Annotated in this window: 16 protein-coding genes and 1 riboswitch; of the genes, 13 read left to right on the top strand and 3 right to left on the bottom strand. The window is 64.3% G+C overall.

Translation table 11 applies throughout. The features are described 5' to 3' along the window. Positions 1–74: 74 nt before the first annotated feature. The 6 genes from pstS (at position 75) to phoB (ending at position 5,301) form a co-directional block, all read left to right on the top strand. Entirely contained in the window at positions 75–1,088 is a 1,014-nt protein-coding gene (gene pstS / locus ABIB66_RS06400; protein ID WP_354254593.1) for a phosphate ABC transporter substrate-binding protein PstS, read from the top strand. A gap of 98 nt (positions 1,089–1,186) precedes the next feature. Then, complete coding sequence (gene pstC, locus ABIB66_RS06395; protein WP_354254732.1) at positions 1,187–2,176, top strand: phosphate ABC transporter permease subunit PstC; 990 nt, start codon at positions 1,187–1,189, stop codon at positions 2,174–2,176. 4 nt (positions 2,177–2,180) lie between these two features. Then, complete coding sequence (pstA, locus tag ABIB66_RS06390; protein ID WP_275168449.1) at positions 2,181–3,026, top strand: phosphate ABC transporter permease PstA; 846 nt, start codon at positions 2,181–2,183, stop codon at positions 3,024–3,026. Beyond that, on the top strand, positions 3,023–3,844 hold the full coding sequence (pstB, locus tag ABIB66_RS06385) for a phosphate ABC transporter ATP-binding protein PstB (protein WP_007597875.1): 822 nt from the start codon (positions 3,023–3,025) through the stop codon (positions 3,842–3,844). The genes pstA and pstB overlap by 4 nt, the downstream gene beginning before the upstream one ends. A 10-nt stretch (positions 3,845–3,854) precedes the next feature. Continuing rightward, positions 3,855–4,571, top strand: a complete 717-nt coding sequence (phoU, locus tag ABIB66_RS06380) for a phosphate signaling complex protein PhoU (protein ID WP_018456067.1) — start codon at positions 3,855–3,857, stop codon at positions 4,569–4,571. Between the two features lie 22 nt (positions 4,572–4,593). Beyond that, positions 4,594–5,301, top strand: coding sequence for a phosphate regulon transcriptional regulator PhoB (gene phoB / locus ABIB66_RS06375; RefSeq protein WP_007597871.1), 708 nt, complete (start codon positions 4,594–4,596; stop codon positions 5,299–5,301). 235 nt (positions 5,302–5,536) lie between these two features. Here the strand turns inward: phoB and ABIB66_RS06370 are convergent, their stop codons facing one another. Continuing rightward, positions 5,537–6,049, bottom strand: a complete 513-nt coding sequence (locus ABIB66_RS06370) for a GcrA family cell cycle regulator (RefSeq protein WP_007597869.1) — start codon at positions 6,047–6,049, stop codon at positions 5,537–5,539. A 453-nt stretch (positions 6,050–6,502) separates the two neighbouring features. On the opposite strand from ABIB66_RS06370, the gene ABIB66_RS06365 reads away from it, so the two are divergent. The 3 genes from ABIB66_RS06365 to ABIB66_RS06355 all read left to right on the top strand — a co-directional run bounded on the left by ABIB66_RS06365 (position 6,503) and on the right by ABIB66_RS06355 (position 9,808). Beyond that, positions 6,503–7,705: an aspartate aminotransferase family protein gene (locus ABIB66_RS06365; RefSeq protein ID WP_275168448.1), complete on the top strand. Its 1,203-nt coding sequence runs from the start codon at positions 6,503–6,505 to the stop codon at positions 7,703–7,705. After that, positions 7,705–8,652 carry an ornithine carbamoyltransferase gene (gene argF, locus ABIB66_RS06360; RefSeq protein WP_275168447.1) on the top strand — a complete coding sequence of 316 codons (948 nt, stop codon included), beginning with the start codon at positions 7,705–7,707 and terminating at the stop codon, positions 8,650–8,652. Before ABIB66_RS06365 ends, argF begins: the two co-directional genes overlap by 1 nt. Before the next feature lie 148 nt (positions 8,653–8,800). Then, positions 8,801–9,808 (top strand): Hsp33 family molecular chaperone, encoded by a 1,008-nt coding sequence (locus tag ABIB66_RS06355; RefSeq protein WP_354206141.1) that lies wholly within the window; start codon positions 8,801–8,803, stop codon positions 9,806–9,808. Positions 9,809–9,948: 140 nt separating this feature from the next. Here ABIB66_RS06355 and apaG read toward each other — a convergent pair whose 3' ends face one another. Then, positions 9,949–10,353, bottom strand: a complete 405-nt coding sequence (gene apaG, locus ABIB66_RS06350) for a Co2+/Mg2+ efflux facilitator ApaG/CorD (RefSeq protein ID WP_354206143.1) — start codon at positions 10,351–10,353, stop codon at positions 9,949–9,951. 193 nt (positions 10,354–10,546) lie between these two features. Between apaG and ABIB66_RS06345 the strand changes: the two genes are divergently transcribed. From ABIB66_RS06345 to ABIB66_RS06335, 3 genes are read left to right on the top strand one after another with little or no spacing between them, the layout of a single operon-like run. Beyond that, positions 10,547–11,812 carry an OpgC domain-containing protein gene (locus ABIB66_RS06345; RefSeq protein ID WP_354206145.1) on the top strand — a complete coding sequence of 422 codons (1,266 nt, stop codon included), beginning with the start codon at positions 10,547–10,549 and terminating at the stop codon, positions 11,810–11,812. Continuing rightward, complete coding sequence (locus ABIB66_RS06340) at positions 11,812–12,591, top strand: SGNH/GDSL hydrolase family protein (protein ID WP_275168444.1); 780 nt, start codon at positions 11,812–11,814, stop codon at positions 12,589–12,591. Before ABIB66_RS06345 ends, ABIB66_RS06340 begins: the two co-directional genes overlap by 1 nt. Before the next feature lie 12 nt (positions 12,592–12,603). Next, positions 12,604–13,596, top strand: coding sequence for an SGNH/GDSL hydrolase family protein (locus tag ABIB66_RS06335; RefSeq protein WP_275168443.1), 993 nt, complete (start codon positions 12,604–12,606; stop codon positions 13,594–13,596). Between the two features lie 144 nt (positions 13,597–13,740). Here ABIB66_RS06335 and ABIB66_RS06330 read toward each other — a convergent pair whose 3' ends face one another. Beyond that, positions 13,741–14,937, bottom strand: coding sequence for an O-succinylhomoserine sulfhydrylase (locus ABIB66_RS06330; RefSeq protein ID WP_275168442.1), 1,197 nt, complete (start codon positions 14,935–14,937; stop codon positions 13,741–13,743). 70 nt (positions 14,938–15,007) lie between these two features. Further along, positions 15,008–15,087: riboswitch (SAM riboswitch) on the bottom strand. 110 nt (positions 15,088–15,197) lie between these two features. Here ABIB66_RS06330 and ABIB66_RS06325 point away from each other — a divergent pair. Continuing rightward, a complete protein-coding gene (locus tag ABIB66_RS06325) occupies positions 15,198–16,304 on the top strand; it encodes a 2'-deoxycytidine 5'-triphosphate deaminase (protein ID WP_275168441.1) in 1,107 nt (368 codons plus the stop codon). Positions 16,305–16,465 lie beyond the last annotated feature (161 nt).

Genomic DNA, 16,465 nt, shown 5'->3' with positions numbered 1-16,465 from the left:
CCGCTCCTAAAGGGGCGGCACGGGGAGCGCGATCGGGCGCGGATGGCGCTTCGCTCCCCTGTATGGAGACCAGCATGAATTTCCTCAAAACACTCGTCGCTGCTGGCATGGTCGCCGCATCGACGACGGCGGCCTTTGCTGCCGATATCACCGGAGCCGGCGCGACGTTCCCGTTCCCGATCTATTCCAAATGGGCCGACGCCTACAAGAAGGAGACCGGCAACGGTCTGAATTACCAGTCGATCGGCTCCGGCGGCGGCATCAAGCAGATCCAGGCCAAGACCGTGACCTTCGGCGCCAGCGACGCGCCGCTCAAGGCCGAGCAGCTCGAGAAGGACGGCCTCGTCCAGTGGCCGATGGTGATGGGCGCCATCGTTCCCGTCGTCAACATCGAGGGCGTGAAGCCCGGTGAGATGGTGTTCGACGGCGAGACCCTGGCTAGCATCTATCTCGGCAAGATCACCAAATGGGACGACGCCGCGATCAAGAAGCTGAACCCGAACGTGAAGCTGCCCTCGGAGGCCATCACCGTGGTCCGCCGGTCGGACGGTTCGGGCACCACCTTCAACTTCACCAACTACCTCGCCAAGGCCAGCGCGGACTGGAAGAGCAAGGTCGGTGAAGGTACCGCCGTCGAATGGCCGGTCGGCGTCGGCGCCAAGGGTAACGAAGGCGTGTCCGGCAACATCAGCCAGACCAAGAACTCGATCGGCTACGTCGAGTACGCCTATGCCAAGCAGAACAAGCTGACCTACACCGGTCTCGTCAACAAGGCCGGCAAGCCGGTGCAGCCCACCGTCGAAGCCTTCCAGGCGGCCGCCTCCAACGCCGACTGGGCCAAGGCTCCCGGCTACTACGTCATCCTGACCGACCAGCCCGGCGAGAAGTCCTGGCCGATCACGGCGGCGACCTTCATCCTCATGCACAAGGACGCCACCGACAAGGCGGCCTCGCAGGAAGCGATCAAGTTCTTCCGCTGGGCTTTCAAGAGCGGCAGCAAGGCGGCTGAAGAGCTCGACTACATCCCGATGCCGGACCCGGTGGTTCAGCTGATCGAGAAGACCTGGGCTGCCGAAATCAAGAGCTAGTCTCGCGACGCTCGTGCCCCGGATGCGCTGCGCCGCATCCGGGGCACGGACCAACAAAAAACGTATACTATTTGGAACAGGGGATCGGCGTGGCAGAGATGGCCGTTCAGAGCGATGTAATCGACGACGCCGGACCGTATGATCGCGCCAAGGCCTTGAGCGCGTTCAAGCTCGGCGACGTCACCTTCTACTGGATCACGCGGCTCTCCGCGATCTCGGTGCTTCTGATCCTCGGCGGCATCATCATTTCGCTGATCGTCGGCGCCTTCCCGGCGATGAAGGAATTCGGGGTCTCGTTCCTGTGGACGCAGCGCTGGGCGCCATCCGCCGATCCGCCGGTGCTCGGCGCGCTCGGGCCGATGTACGGCACGCTCGTCACCTCCTTCATCGCGATGCTGATCGCCATTCCCGTGGGTCTCGGCATTGCCATCTTCCTTACCGAGCTCTGCCCGCAATGGCTGCGCCGCCCGATCGGCATGGCGATCGAGCTGCTCGCCGGCATCCCTTCGATCATCTACGGCATGTGGGGCTTCTTCGTGCTGGGCCCATTCCTGGCCAATACGTTCCAGCCCTTCATGATCAAGATCTTCGACGGCGCGCCCGTGCTGGGCGCGATCTTCGCGGGACCGCCGTCCTATCTCAGCCTGTTCAATGCCGCGCTGATCCTCGCCATCATGGTGCTGCCCTTCATCACCTCGATCTCGGTCGACGTGTTCAAGACGGTGCCGCCGGTCCTGAAGGAAGCCGCCTACGGCGTCGGCTGCACCACCTGGGAAGTCGTCCGCAGCGTGGTGATCCCCTACACCCGCGTCGGCGTCATCGGCGGCGTCATGCTGGCGCTGGGCCGCGCGCTCGGCGAGACCATGGCGGTGACCTTCATCATCGGCAACTCGTTCCGGATCTCGTCGTCGATCTTCGCCCCCGGCACCACGATATCGGCGGCGATCGCATCCGAGTTCGCGGAGAGCGACGGCCTGCACCAGTCCGGCCTGATCCTGCTCGGCCTGCTGCTGTTCGTACTGACGTTCTTCGTGCTCGCAGCGGCGCGGCTGATGCTGATGCGGCTGGAAAAGAAGGCGGGGAACTAGCGCCATGAACCCGATCTATTCAAGTCGCCGTCGCAAGGACATCGTCGTCCGCGGGCTCTGCATCGCCGCAACCGCCTTCGGCGTCACCTGGCTCGCGCTGATCCTGATCACGCTGCTCTACAACGGAGTGGCGGGACTCAATGTCCAGCTGTTCACCGAGAACACGCCGCCACCGGGATCGAACGAGGGCGGTCTGCTCAACGCCATCGTCGGCTCGCTGATCATGACCGTGATCGGCGTCGGCATCGGCGCGCCGCTTGGCATGTTCGCCGGCACTTATCTTGCCGAATACGGCCGCAATGACCGGCTGACCTCGGTGATCCGCTTCATCAACGACATCCTGCTCTCGGCGCCCTCGATCATCATCGGCCTGTTCATCTACGGCGCGGTGGTGGTGCCGATGCGCGGCTTCTCGGCGATCGCAGGCTCGCTCGCGCTCGCGGTCATCGTGATCCCGGTGGTGCTGCGCACGACCGAGGACATGCTGCTGCTGGTGCCGAACGCGTTGCGTGAGGCGGCCTCGGCGCTCGGCCTACCGCGTTCGCTGGTGATCAAACGGATCGCTTATCGTGCTGCCCGATCGGGTCTCATCACGGGCGTGCTGCTCGCGACCGCCCGCGTCGCCGGTGAGACCGCGCCGCTGCTGTTCACCGCGCTGTCGAACCAGTTCTTCAGCCTCGGCCTGAACAAGACGATGGCGAACCTGCCGGTCACCATCAACAACTTCGTGCAGAGCCCCTATGTCTACTGGAAGCAGTTGGCCTGGAGCGGGGCGCTGCTCATCACCCTGACCGTTCTTGCCCTTAATATTGGCGCGCGCATCCTTGGCGCCGAGAGGACCGCAAAATGAGTGATCTTTCCGTATCGATGAGCGCGGCCGGTGGGCTGCCCCACGCGCCGGTGCTGCCGGAGGCGCCGCCCAAGGTGACCGTACGCAACCTGAATTTCTATTACGGCGAGCACCACGCGCTGAAGAACATCAACCTGACGCTCGGCGCCAACCGCGTCACGGCGTTCATCGGTCCGTCGGGCTGCGGCAAGTCGACCCTGCTGCGCATCTTCAACCGGATGTACGACCTCTATCCCGGCCAGCGCGCCACCGGTCAGCTCATGCTCGATCAGACCAACATCCTGGACGGCAAGCTGGACCTCAATTTGCTGCGCGCCCGCGTCGGTATGGTGTTCCAGAAGCCGACGCCGTTCCCGATGACGATCTACGAGAACATCGCGTTCGGCATCCGTCTCTATGAGAAGATCTCGAAGTCCGAGATGGACGGCCGCGTCGAAAAGGCGCTGCGCGGCGGCGCGCTGTGGAACGAGGTCAAGGACAAGCTCAACGCCTCCGGCCTGTCGCTCTCCGGCGGCCAGCAGCAGCGCCTCTGCATCGCCCGCACCGTCGCGGTGAGGCCCGAGGTGATCTTGTTCGACGAACCCTGCTCGGCGCTCGACCCGATCTCGACCGCCAAGGTCGAGGAGCTGATCCAGGAGCTATCCGAGGATTACACGATCGCGATCGTCACTCACAACATGCAGCAGGCGGCGCGCGTCTCCGACAAGACCGCCTTCATGTATCTCGGCGAGCTGATCGAGTTCGACGACACCAGCAAGATCTTCACGTCGCCGACCGACCGGCGCACGCAGGATTACATCACCGGCCGGTTCGGCTAGGAGACGCGACATGGGTTCTGAACATACCGCAAAGGCCTTCGATACCGACCTCCAGGAACTCACCCGCCTGGTCGCCGAGATGGGTGGCATCGCCGAGCGCATGATCGTCGAGTCCGTCGACGCGCTGATCCGCCGCGACGTCCCGCTCGGCCAGCGTGTCGTCGCCATCGACACCGAGCTGGACGCGCTGCAGAAGCGCATCGAGGAGCGTGCGGTGCTCACCATCGCCCGCCGTCAGCCGATGGCGGTCGATTTGCGCGAGATCGTCGGCGCCATGCGCGTCGCGACCGATCTCGAGCGCATCGGCGACCTCGCCAAGAACATGGGCAAGCGCGTCGCCGCGCTGGAGACGGACTTCCATCCGCTCAAGCTGTTCCGCGGCCTCGAGCACATGACCGACCTCGTGCAGCAGCAGGTCAAGTCGGTGCTGGACGCCTATGCCGCGCATGATCTCCCGGCGGCGATGGCGGTGTGGAAGGGCGACGAGGAGGTCGACGCCATCTGCACCTCGCTGTTCCGCGAGCTCCTCACCTACATGATGGAGGATCCGCGCAATATCTCGTTCTGTATTCACCTGATGTTCTGCGCCAAGAACATCGAGCGGATCGGCGACCACGCCACCAACATCGCCGAGACCGTGTTCTACATGATCGAGGGCCAGGCGATCACCGACAAGCGGCCGAAGGGCGACATGACGACCTTCGCCAACACGGTACCGAACACCTGAAGACTTAAGGAGCGACGACCCGATGGGCGCACGCATTATGGTGGTTGAGGACGAGGAAGCTCTGACCGAGCTTCTCCGCTACAACCTCGAAGGCGATGGCTATGACGTCGAGACGGTGATGCGCGGCGACGACGCCGACACCCGCCTCAAGGAGCACATCCCCGATCTGATCGTGCTCGACTGGATGCTGCCGGGCCTGTCAGGCATCGAATTGTGCCGGCGGCTTCGCACCCGTCCCGAGACCAAGCAGCTCCCGATCATCATGCTCACCGCGCGCGGCGAGGAGAGCGAGCGGGTGCGGGGTCTTGCGACCGGCGCCGACGATTACATCGTCAAGCCGTTCTCGGTGCCGGAGCTGCTGGCGCGCGTGAAAGGCCTGCTGCGGCGCGCGAGCCCCGAGCGGCTCGCCACCGTACTTGCTTTTGGCGACATTGAGCTCGACCGCGACAAGCGCCGCGTGGCGCGCTCGGGTCGGCCGATCGATCTCGGTCCGACCGAATATCGCCTGCTGGAGTTCTTCCTGGAGCATCCGGGCCGGGTGTTCTCGCGCGAGCAATTGCTCGACAGCGTCTGGGGCCGCGACATCTATATCGACGAGCGGACCGTCGACGTACATATCGGCCGCCTGCGCAAGCTGCTCAACCTCGGCCGCGAGCAGGACCCGATCCGCACCGTCCGCGGCGCCGGCTACGCGCTGGATGATCGGTTTGCCAAGGCGGAGCAGGTGTAGGAGATTTTGCGGTGTGATGTTGGCAGGTGATCTAGCGCTGCCGCCACAATCTCCGATGTCGTCCCGGCGAAGGCCGGGATCCATAACCACAGGGCGCGGTTTGGCGAAGACTCGGAGTTACCCTTTCGCACAACAACTACGTGCTCGGAGTATGGGTCCCGGCCTTCGCCGGGACGACATTCATTATTTTTGAGCCGTCATCGCGTCACGGCTCGATCCTGAAATCGAAACTGACTTACCGCGGACCCGGCTTCACCGGTGCGCGGCGCCGATCGGACGCCGGCTGGTAGGCAACGCGCGAGTGCTGGGCGCAATAGGGCAGGCCGGACAGCGCCCGGCCACCGCAGAAGAAGAAGTCCGGGCTCGAGGGATCGCCGACCGGCCAGTGGCAGGTCGCCTCGTTCAATTCCAGCAGCGACAGCCTCTGGCTCATCGGCACCACGTTGTCGTAGGTGACCGGATCCGGCTCAGCCTCGACCTCGAAGGCCTGCGCCAGCGCGGTGTTGCCGCGCGAGATCGGGCGGCTCACCCGCATCATGTGCTGCGCGGGGCGCGCCTTGCGCGGCCGGGGCGCTGCCGATGACGGGCTCTTGGCGCGGCCCGAAAGGCCGAGCCTGTGCACTTTGCCGATCACGGCATTGCGGGTCACATTGCCGAGCTCCGCCGCGATCTGGCTGGCCGAAAGTCCGGCCTCCCAGAGCTTTTTCAGCTGCTCGACGCGATCATCGGACCAGGTCAAAACCGTCATTGCACCCTTTCCCTCGCTGCGCGCCAGCCATCCTGGGGCCTCGCAGCGAATGCCTAAGCCTTCAAAAACCCGTGCCGCCAGAATCCCTTAAGGCTCGCCGGGCGTGACTAGAACGCCCGAACGTTTACGCCGGTACATAAGGACTTAGAGATCAGAACCACTGCACGAGATGTCGTATCTGACAATCCAAACGCTACAATATGGCGTGACTCCCGCGCAAGAGTCCGCCGACTCGCTTCCACATGTTCCGTGGTGAAATCCCGCAAAATCGGCACCGCAAGACTACGGATCCAGCGTTTCGCGAGGCTTTCCGGGCGGCATTGACACCGGTTTCACCGGGCCTAAGATAGTCGTGCGTGCCGCCCTCAAGAGGCGGCACGTTTCGTTTTCCGGGCCGGTCGATGGTGCGTTGCGCAATGCACGCACACCGTCCGCAACATTCAAGTGATCGTCATGACTAACAGCGTAGCGCCGCATTTGCTCCCCGTTTTCGCCAGGTCCGACCTCGGTTTCGAGCGTGGCGAAGGCTGCTGGCTGATCGCGACCAATGGCGAGCGCTATCTCGATTTCACCTCCGGGGTGGCGGTGAATGCGCTCGGTCATGCCCATCCGGCGCTGGTCGCGGCGTTGCAGGAGCAGGCCGCTAAGCTCTGGCACATGTCGAACCTGTTCCAGAGCCCGGACGGCGAAAAGCTCGCCGCGCGCCTGTGCAATGAAAGTTTCGCGGACTTCGTGTTCTTCTGTAATTCCGGCGCCGAGGCGCTGGAAGGTGTGATCAAGCTGGTCCGCCATCATCACTTCTCCAACGGGCATCCGGAGCGCTATCGCATCATCACGTTCGAAGGCGCCTTCCACGGCCGCACGCTGGCGACGCTGGCTGCGACGGGTTCGGCAAAATATCTCGAAGGTTTCGGCCCTCCGATGGAGGGCTTCGACCAGGTTGCGCATGGCGATATCGAGGCCGTGAAAAAGGCGATCGGTCCGCACACCGCCGGCATCCTGATCGAGCCGATCCAGGGCGAGGGCGGCGTGCGTTCGGCAACGCCCGCCTTCCTCAGGGCGTTGCGCCAGCTCTGCGACGACAAGGGCCTGCTGCTCGCCTTCGACGAGGTGCAGACCGGCATGGGCCGCACCGGCGATCTGTTCGCGCATCGTCGCACCGGCGTCACCCCCGACGTGATGTCGCTGGCTAAGGCGCTCGGCGGCGGCTTCCCGATCGGCGCGGTGCTCGCGACTGCAGACGCGGCTGCCGGCATGGGGCCCGGCTCCCACGGCTCGACCTTCGGCGGCAACCCGCTCGCGATCGCGGCGGCAAACGCCGTGCTCGACGTCATGCTCAAGCCCGGCTTCTTCGACCACGTGCAGAGGATGTCGCTGCTGCTCAAGCAGAAGCTCGCCTCCGTGATCGACCGTCATGGCGATGTCGTCAGCGAAGTGCGCGGCGAGGGCCTCCTGATCGGCATCAAGGCCGTGGTGCCTTCAGGCGATCTCGTTGCCGCCTTGCGCGCTGAAAAGCTGCTCACCGTCGGCGCCGGCGACAATGTCGTGCGTTTCCTGCCTCCTTTGATCGTCACCGAAGCCGAGATCGAGGACAGCGTCGGGCGGCTCGAGCGCGCCTGCACGGCGTTGTCCGGCAACAAGCGGGCGGCAAGCTGATGAACAAGTCGCCCGACAAAACACCCAAGAAAACACCGAAGCACTTCCTCGATATCAACGAGCTGCCGCTGTCGGAGCTCAAGCGCATGCTGGCCGCGTCCACCGCGATGAAGGCGAAGCAGAAGGCGCATCAGCCGGTCAGGCCGCTCGAAGGCAAGACGCTGGCGATGATCTTCGAGCGCCCCTCGACACGGACGCGGGTGTCTTTCGACGTCGCCATGCGCCAGCTCGGCGGCGAGCCCATCATGCTCACCGGCGCCGAGATGCAGCTCGGCCGCGGCGAGACCATCGCCGACACCGCGCGCGTGCTGTCGCGCTATGTCGATGCCATCATGATCCGCATCCTTAATCACGATGCCCTGCTGGAGCTTGCGGCGAACGCCACCGTACCCGTCATCAACGGCCTGACGCGGCGCTCGCATCCCTGCCAGGTGATGGCCGACCTCATGACGTATGAGGAACATCGCGGCCCGATCGAGGGCAGGACCGTGGCCTGGACCGGCGACGACAACAACGTGCTGGCGTCCTGGGCGCACGCCGCCGAGCGCTTCAAGTTCCAGCTCAATGTCGCGACGCCGCCGGAGCTCGCGCCGAAAAAGGCGATGCGCGACTTCATCAAGGCGACCGGCGCGCCGATCATGCTCGGTACGGATGCCGAAGCGGCCGTGCGCGGCGCCGATTGTGTCGTAACCGACACCTGGGTGTCGATGGGCGACAAGGAAGGCGAGCACCGCCATAACGTGCTCAAGCCATATCAGGTCAATGCCCAGCTGATGTCGCTGGCCAAGCCCGATGCGCTGTTCATGCACTGCCTGCCCGCCCATCGCGGCGAGGAAGTCACCGACGAGGTGATCGACGGTCCGCAATCCGTCGTGTTCGACGAGGCCGAAAACCGCCTGCACGCACAGAAGGGCATTCTGGCCTGGTGCTTCGACGCGGTGAAGTAACGCGGCCGATGAAGCAGGTTTGGATCGTCGTCCTGGCGAAAGCCAGGACGACACTGAGTGTGCCGCGCTTGTTTGCGATCCAATCGTTGCCTGGAACACTCAGCCCGCCCCCCTTCCAATTCCGCCTTCCGACCCCAGATAAAGCGCCATGGTTTCCCAATCCCCAGACATGAAAACCGGGCCCGAAGGCCCGGTTCGCGCGCCATCCGCAGTTCCGATCGATGACGCCGTGCTGCCCTACGAGGTCGACGCGCTCGACGTGCGCGGTCGCCTGGTGCGGCTTGGTTCGGCGCTCGACGAGATCCTGACCAGGCACGATTATCCCGCGCCGGTCGGCAAGCTGCTCGGCGAGGCCATCGTGCTGACTACGCTGCTCGGCTCCTCGCTGAAATTCGAGGGCCGCTTCATCCTCCAGGCCCAGACCGACGGTCCGGTGTCGTTCCTGGTCGTGGACTACCAGGCGCCGGATCGCCTGCGCGCCTATGCCCGCTACGACGCCGCGCGCCTCGGGGATGCAAAAGATTCCGGCGCGCTGCTGGGCCACGGTCATCTCGCCATGACGATCGACCAGGGCCCCGACATGAGCCGCTACCAGGGCCTGGTCGCGCTCGACGGCGGCAGCCTCGAAGACGCCGCTCACGAATATTTCCTGCGCTCCGAGCAGATCCCGACCCGCGTGCGTCTCGCGGTGGGCGAGGAGTGGCGTTCGAACGACGGCGGCAAGCATCGCTGGCGTGCCGGCGGCATGCTGATGCAGTTCCTGCCGAAGGCGCCCGAGCGCGCGCGGCAGGCCGATCTGCATCCCGGCGATGCGCCCGAAGGCGTCGAAGTGCATGCCGTCGCTGAAGACGATGCCTGGGTCGAGGCGCGCTCGCTGATCGAAACCGTCGAAGACGTCGAGCTGATCGATCCCGAGCTGTCCGGCGAGCGGCTGCTCTACCGTCTCTTTCATGAGCGCGGCGTGCGCGTGTTCAATCCGCTGGCCTTGAAGGCGCAATGCTCCTGCTCGCGCGATGCGGTCGCATCGATGTTGAAGAGCTTTTCGCCCGACGACCGCGCCGCGATGGTCAAGGACGACAAGGTCGTCGTCACCTGCGAGTTCTGCTCGTCGGTGTACGAGTTCACACCGGATGAGGCGGGCGTGGAAGACGCGTAGGCTGCCCCTCCGTCATTGCGAGCGGAGCGAAGCAATCCAGGATCTCTCCGAGGAAAGACTCTGGATTGCTTCGCTGCGTTCGCAATGACGAGGTTCGGGGAAGCCGCGTGCCAGGCGCTCGTACACCGTACGACACCGCGCTAATTCAACACCCGCTTGTTGTCCGGGCTGTCCAGCGAGAACGTCGGCACGTCGATCTCGAAGCGCTCGCCGGTTGCGCTGACCATCTGGTAGCGGCCGGTCATGAAGCCCGAGGCGGTCGTGAGCGGTACGCCGGAGGTGTATTCGAAGCGTTCGCCGGGGGCGAGCGTCGGCTGCTCGCCGACCACGCCCTCGCCCTTCACCTCCTGCTGCCGCCCGGTGGCGTCGGTGATGATCCAGTGCCGCGTCTTGAGCTGCACGCTCTCGTCGCCGGAATTGGTGATGACGATGGTGTAGGCCCAGAAATAACGGGAGCGGTCGGCCGACGACTGCTCCGGAACAAAGTTCGGCTCGACGGTCACTTCGATCTGGCGGGTCACGGCGCGGTACATGATTGCCATCATACCGAAATCCGCCCGGGAACCAAACGCCGGAGGCGGCTTTAGCGACATCGTCCCGCCAGAATTCGCAGGGAAGTACACGTCCAAATGTACTTGCAAATGTATTTGCATGTGATCCGGTCGCTTTGCGAGATGACGGCCGGACCGGTACACTCCTTGCCACGTCGCGATTTGCGGAAGGGTTTTTAGGCCCCCGATGACCATTGCCGACCAAGTGACGGGATCGACGATCGCGGGAACTGCTAAGCCTGTGGAGGCCAAGTCCGCGGGGACGAAGCGGCGCGCGGCCGCGCCGGCCATTTCGCTGCCCGCCATCGGCGAGCGCGAGCTCCGGCTCGACCTGTTCCGCGGCCTCGCGCTGTGGCTGATCTTCATCGACCATTTGCCGCCGAGCCTTCTCACCTGGTTCACGATCCGCAATTACGGCTTCAGCGACGCCACCGAGATCTTCATCTTCATCTCCGGCTATACCGCCGCCTTCGTCTACGGTCGGGCGATGCTGGAGTCCGGCATCGTCGTCGCCACCGCGCGCATCCTGCGGCGCGTCTGGCAGATCTATGTCGCCCACGTCTTCCTGTTCACGATCTTCCTTGCCGAAATCTCCTACGTCGCGACCAGGTTCGAGAACCCGCTCTACACCGAAGAGATGGGCATCATGGATTTCCTCAAGCAGCCCGACGTCACGATCGTGCAGGCGCTGCTGCTGCGCTTCCGTCCCGTCAACATGGACGTGCTGCCGCTCTATATCGTGCTGATGCTGGCGCTGCCCTTGATCCTGTGGCTGATGAAATGGCGCCCCGATGTGACGCTCGGTCTCTCGGTCGCGCTCTACGCGGTGACCTGGGAATACGACCTCTATCTGTCGGCCTATCCGAACGGCTTCTGGGCCTTCAATCCCTTCGCCTGGCAATTGCTGTTCGTGTTCGGGGCATGGTGCGCGCTCGGGGGGGCGCGCCGGATGTCGCGCATTCTGGCTTCGCGGGTGACGATGTGGATCGCGATCGCCTATCTGGTCGCGGCATTCTACGTGACGCTGACCTGGTATGTGCCGCAGCTCTCCCACTTCATGCCGAAGCGGCTCGAGCAGTGGATGTATCCGATCGACAAGGCCGACCTCGACGTGCTGCGCTTCACGCATTTCCTGGCGCTGGCCGCGCTCACCGTGCGCGTCCTGCCGCGGGACTGGCCGGGCCTGAAATCGCCCTGGCTGCGGCCGCTGATCCTGTGCGGCTCGCATTCCCTGGAGATATTCTGTCTCGGCGTCTTCCTCGCCTTTGCGGGCCATTTCATCCTGGCCGAGGTCTCGGGCGGCCCGGTCATGCATGCGCTAATTAGTCTCTCCGGAATCCTGATCATGTGGGCCATGGCCTGGCTGATTTCGTGGTACAAGCGGGTGGCTGATAAGAGCGGTTCGAAAACCAAAAGCGCCGTCGGCAGCGCCGATATGGCGGGAGGGGGCTGATGAAGGCGAAGGTTTTCCTGAGCCTGATCCTGCTGTGCGGTGGTCTCGCCGCGCCTCCGGCGCGCGCGGGCGATGCTGCGTCTGCTGCTTCAGCCGCGCCTGCAGCCTGTGAATTGCCATCCTATCTGCTCAGCAGCGAAAGCCAGCTTCCCAAGGTCGCCGATGCCATCAAGGCCGGCAAGCCGCTCGAAATCCTGGTCATCGGCAGCCGTTCGACCACGATTCCGGCTTCCGAGGACGCCTCTTATCCCGCGCGGATGCAAGCCATTCTGAAGGACAAGCTGCCGCCGTCCGAGGCGGTGCACGTCTCCGTAGAAATACAGAGCAAGAAAACGGCGGAGGAGGCGGCCGCCAGCTTCGTTAAGCTGATGGAAGCAAAAGCGCCTACTTTGGTCATCTGGCAGACCGGGACCGTGGATGCTATCCGAGCCATTGATCCCGACGATTTTCGTGGCGCGGTGACCGAAGGGGTTGTTGCGTTGCAAAAGGCAGGGGCTGACGTCGTCTTGATGAATTTGCAGTACAGTCCGCGTACCGAAACCATGATCTCGGCGCCGCCATACCTCGACAATATGCGGGTGGTGGCGCAGGAGCACGATATTCCGCTGTTCGATCGTTTCGCGATCATGCGGCAGTGGAATGATCAGGGGCAGTTCGACCTGTTCAGCCCGTCGCGCGGGCCTGAGCTGGCGAAACAGGTCCATGATTGCCTTGGCCGGGCGTTGGCACAGTTCGTGATCGACGCTGCCCATCTGGAGCCGGCCCAGCAGCAAAATTGAGGTCTAGCGTTAATGAGTTCTCTCCGCCCTTTTTGCCTGACGGCATGGCTGGCTGTGCCCGCAGCAGCGCTGCTGCTGGTGCTGAGTCCGGCCTCGCAGTCGCACGCGCAGACGCAGGCCGCGCAAGCAACGCCGGCCCCGCAGCAGTCGGCTAATCCGGCTCCCGCTTCGCCGTCCCAGACCACCGTCGCAGCGACGTCCCCCGACCAGCGTGGCATTACGGCGCGCGCCATCGACAAGGTGAAGCAGGTCGCGAAATCCGCCGGCGACATTTTCAGCCGCGTCCCCTGCCTGTCGCCGAAGGGCGGCTCGAAGGCAATGGGCTCGCTGCCGCACGTCGCGGGCAAGCTCGTCGCCGGCCAGCCCGTCGTCATCGTCGCATTCGGCTCGTCGTCGACCGCGGGATTCGGCGCGAGCTCGCCTGAGTTCAACTATCCCAATCGCCTTGCCGCACAGCTGCACCGGCACTATCCGACCGCGGACATCACCGTCGTCAATGCCGGCGTCGGCGGCGAGGACGCGCCCGAGATGATGAAGCGCCTCCAGAAAGAGGTGATCGATGTGCATCCGGATCTGGTGATCTGGCAGGTCGGCACCAATGCCGTGCTGCGCAATCTCGATCCCGGCGAGACGGCCAAGCTCGTGGAGGACGGCATCGCCAGCATCCAGGCTGCCGGCGGTACTGACGTCGTGCTCGTCGATCCGCAATATTCGCCCGCCGTCAACCAGCGCGCGGACAGCGCCGGCAAGATGGTGAAGCTGCTCGGCAAGGTCGCCGAGCTCCGTCACGTCGGCATCTTCCCGCGCTTCGAGGTGATGCGCGACTGGCACGAGAAGCAATCGATTCCGGTCGAGAGCTTCGTGATCGCCGATGGCCTGCACATGAACGATTGGGGTTATGCCTGCTTCGCCCAGCTCCTCGGCGACGACATCATCCGCTCCGTCGGCCAGATCAAGCTCGGCGTCAACGTGCCCGGGGACGTGCGGACGTACCGGCCGATGTGACTTGTCGTCCCGGCGAAGGCCGGGACCCATACCGCGTGATCCATCAATGGTGCGCGGTGTTCGTGCCGCGCCCCTTAACTCTGGGTCTTCGCCAAACTGCTTCCTGTGGTTATGGGTCCCGACCTTCGCCGGGACGACAATAATTCACGCCTTCTCCAGTGCGGCGGTCAGATCCTCGATCAGATCATCCGCGTGCTCCAGCCCCGCCGAGAAGCGGATGAAGCCCTCGCTGATGCCGAGCGCGGCACGGTCCTCTGGCTTCAAACGTTGATGCGTCGTGGTCGCGGGATGCGTGACGAGGCTCTTGGCGTCGCCGAGATTGTTCGAGATCTTGGCCAGCTTGAGCTCGTTGAGCACGCGGAACGCCGCCTGCTTGCCGCCCTTGACCTCGAGACCGACCAGCGTCGAGCCGCCGCGCATCTGCTTCTTCACCAATGCAGCCTGCGGATGATCGGCGCGGCCGGGAAACACCAGCCGCGAAATCTTCGGATGGCTCGCCAGCACGTCCGCGATGCGCGCCGCCGTCTCGGTCTGCGCGCGCACGCGCACGGCGAGCGTCTCCAGGCCCTTGAGCAGGACCCAGGCGTTGAATGGCGAGATGGACGGGCCGGTCTGGCGCATGAAATTATGGATGTGCTCGGCGATGAACGCTTCCGAGGACAGGATGATGCCGCCGAGACAGCGGCCCTGGCCGTCAATGTGCTTGGTCGCCGAATAGACCACGACGTCGGCGCCGAGCGCGAGCGGGCTCTGCCAGATCGGGGTGGCGAACACGTTGTCGACGACGAGCCGCGCGCCGCCGCTGTGTGCGATCTCGGCAATGCCGGGAATGTCGAGCACGTCGAGCGTCGGATTGGTCGGGCTCTCCAGGAAGAACGTCTTGGTGTTCGGCTTCATGGCGCGCTGCCACTGGTCGAGATCGAGGCCGTCGACGAGCGTGGTCTCGATGCCGTAGCGCGGCAGCAAATCCTGCACGACGTAGAGACACGAGCCGAACAGCGCGCGCGAGGCCACGACGTGATCGCCGGCCTTGAGCGGCGCCAGGATCGCTGTCGTCACCGCGGCCATGCCGGTCGCGGCCGAACGTGCCGCTTCGGCACCTTCGAGCTCGATCATGCGGCGCTCGAACATCGCAATGGTCGGATTGGAGTAACGTGAATAGATGAAGCCGGGGTCCTCGCCCTTGAACCGCGCCTCGCACTCCTCGGCGCTGTTGTAGACGTAGCCCTGGGTCAGGAACAGCGACTCCGAGGTCTCGCCATATTGCGAGCGCAGGGTGCCGGAATGGACCAGGCGGGTTTCGGGACGGTAGTGCGCGGTGGGCGCCGGGGGCTTCGACATAGGATCTCCTCTGCGTGACCATCGAAATGGTCACAAAAAAACCGGCCTGGAATATCTCCACGGGCCGGGATCACAGAGGTCCCCGGCCTGTTTAGCGACTTATTTAACGTGGCTGCAAGCCGGCCGGCTCAAATCACCACGGGATAAGTCATGCTCATATTCCGCAATGCCCTTTCCGTCAAGACGTCCATCGGATAGCCGTAAAACGCTATTATTTCCCCGTGTGTCGGGATGAATTGGACCCCTATGAGGACCCCCGGTTGACGTTCACGGTTGCCGCCGACGCCAATGGTATCCTGCCCGACCGCATGATCGCGGCGATGGCGGAGGGCGGTCTCATCCTGCCCGCATACGATTTCGTCGAGAGCCAGATCCAGCCGGCGAGCCTCGACCTTCGCCTCGGCGACATCGCCTATCGCGTTCGCGCCAGCTTCCTGCCCGGTCCCGGCGCCACCGTCGCCGAGCGCATCGACGAGTTGAAGCTGCACGAGTTCAGCCTCGCCGACGGCGCAGTGCTGGAGACCAACTGCGTCTACATCGTGCCGCTGCTCGAAAGCCTCGCGCTGCCGCCGGAGATCGTCGCGGCCGCCAACCCGAAAAGCTCGACCGGCCGGCTCGACGTCTTCACCCGCGTGATCGCCGATGGCACCCGCCGCTTCGACATGATCGGCGCCGGCTATCACGGCCCGCTCTATGCCGAGATCAGCCCGAAGACGTTCCCGGTGCTGGTCAGCGAAGGCTCGCGCCTGTCGCAGGTGCGCTTCCGCACCGGCGACGCCATCCTCAACATCGACGACCTTGAGGCGTTGCACGCGACCGAGCGTCTCGTCGATATCGACGATGCCGATCTCACCGGCGGCGTCGCCGTCTCTGTTGACCTTTCCGGCGAGAAGAGCGGCGGCTTCGTCGGCTATCGCGCCAAGCGCCACACCGGCGTGATCGACGTCGATCGTCGCGCCGGCTATTCCGTCGACGAGTTCTGGGAGCCGATCTCGGCCCGTCCCGACGGCAGCCTGATCCTCGATCCCGGCGAGTTCTATATCCTGGCGTCGAAAGAGGCGGTGCAGGTGCCGCCCGATTACGCCGCGGAGATGGTGCCGTTCGATCCGCTGGTCGGCGAGTTCCGCGTGCATTATGCCGGATTCTTCGATCCCGGCTTCGGCTATGCCGGTGCCGGCGGGCTGGGCTCGCGCGCCGTGCTCGAAGTGCGCTCGCGCGAGGTGCCGTTCATCCTCGAGCACGGCCAGATCGTCGGCCGCCTCGTCTACGAGAAGATGCTGGCTCGCCCCGACGCCATGTACGGCCAGCGTATCGGCTCGAATTACCAGGCCCAGGGGCTGAAGCTGAGCAAGCATTTCCGGGTGTAGCGATAGCCTCACCCTCCTGTAAATGCTGGCATAGTTTGTCCGCAGGGAGCCCATGTTGATCCGCAAATCAGGGCAAAGCCAACCGCAAATGCGAGCATAGTCTATCCGCTACGCGATGTCGGAGTCGAAAAAGGCCGGTAAACCGAGCCTTTTTCGACTCC

Origin of the sequence: Bradyrhizobium sp. F1.13.3 (assembly GCF_040548265.1) — a bacterium.
GTDB lineage: Bacteria > Pseudomonadota > Alphaproteobacteria > Rhizobiales > Xanthobacteraceae > Bradyrhizobium.
Note: the sequence above shows the minus strand (reverse complement) of the source record. Positions and strands in the feature narration are given on the sequence as shown.

What these genes read in the sequence shown, in the direction of transcription:
- pstB (WP_007597875.1), top strand. Translation starts at nt 3,023, where the DNA reads ATGAGTGATCTTTCCGTATCGATGAGCGCGGCCGGTGGGCTGCCCCAC.
- ABIB66_RS06345 (WP_354206145.1), top strand. Translation starts at nt 10,547, where the DNA reads ATGACCATTGCCGACCAAGTGACGGGATCGACGATCGCGGGAACTGCT.
- apaG (WP_354206143.1), bottom strand. Translation starts at nt 10,353, where the DNA reads ATGATGGCAATCATGTACCGCGCCGTGACCCGCCAGATCGAAGTGACC.
- ABIB66_RS06370 (WP_007597869.1), bottom strand. Translation starts at nt 6,049, where the DNA reads ATGACGGTTTTGACCTGGTCCGATGATCGCGTCGAGCAGCTGAAAAAG.
- ABIB66_RS06355 (WP_354206141.1), top strand. Translation starts at nt 8,801, where the DNA reads ATGGTTTCCCAATCCCCAGACATGAAAACCGGGCCCGAAGGCCCGGTT.
- pstA (WP_275168449.1), top strand. Translation starts at nt 2,181, where the DNA reads ATGAACCCGATCTATTCAAGTCGCCGTCGCAAGGACATCGTCGTCCGC.
- ABIB66_RS06365 (WP_275168448.1), top strand. Translation starts at nt 6,503, where the DNA reads ATGACTAACAGCGTAGCGCCGCATTTGCTCCCCGTTTTCGCCAGGTCC.
- ABIB66_RS06340 (WP_275168444.1), top strand. Translation starts at nt 11,812, where the DNA reads ATGAAGGCGAAGGTTTTCCTGAGCCTGATCCTGCTGTGCGGTGGTCTC.
- pstC (WP_354254732.1), top strand. Translation starts at nt 1,187, where the DNA reads ATGGCCGTTCAGAGCGATGTAATCGACGACGCCGGACCGTATGATCGC.
- phoU (WP_018456067.1), top strand. Translation starts at nt 3,855, where the DNA reads ATGGGTTCTGAACATACCGCAAAGGCCTTCGATACCGACCTCCAGGAA.
- ABIB66_RS06330 (WP_275168442.1), bottom strand. Translation starts at nt 14,937, where the DNA reads ATGTCGAAGCCCCCGGCGCCCACCGCGCACTACCGTCCCGAAACCCGC.
- ABIB66_RS06335 (WP_275168443.1), top strand. Translation starts at nt 12,604, where the DNA reads ATGAGTTCTCTCCGCCCTTTTTGCCTGACGGCATGGCTGGCTGTGCCC.
- phoB (WP_007597871.1), top strand. Translation starts at nt 4,594, where the DNA reads ATGGGCGCACGCATTATGGTGGTTGAGGACGAGGAAGCTCTGACCGAG.
- pstS (WP_354254593.1), top strand. Translation starts at nt 75, where the DNA reads ATGAATTTCCTCAAAACACTCGTCGCTGCTGGCATGGTCGCCGCATCG.
- argF (WP_275168447.1), top strand. Translation starts at nt 7,705, where the DNA reads ATGAACAAGTCGCCCGACAAAACACCCAAGAAAACACCGAAGCACTTC.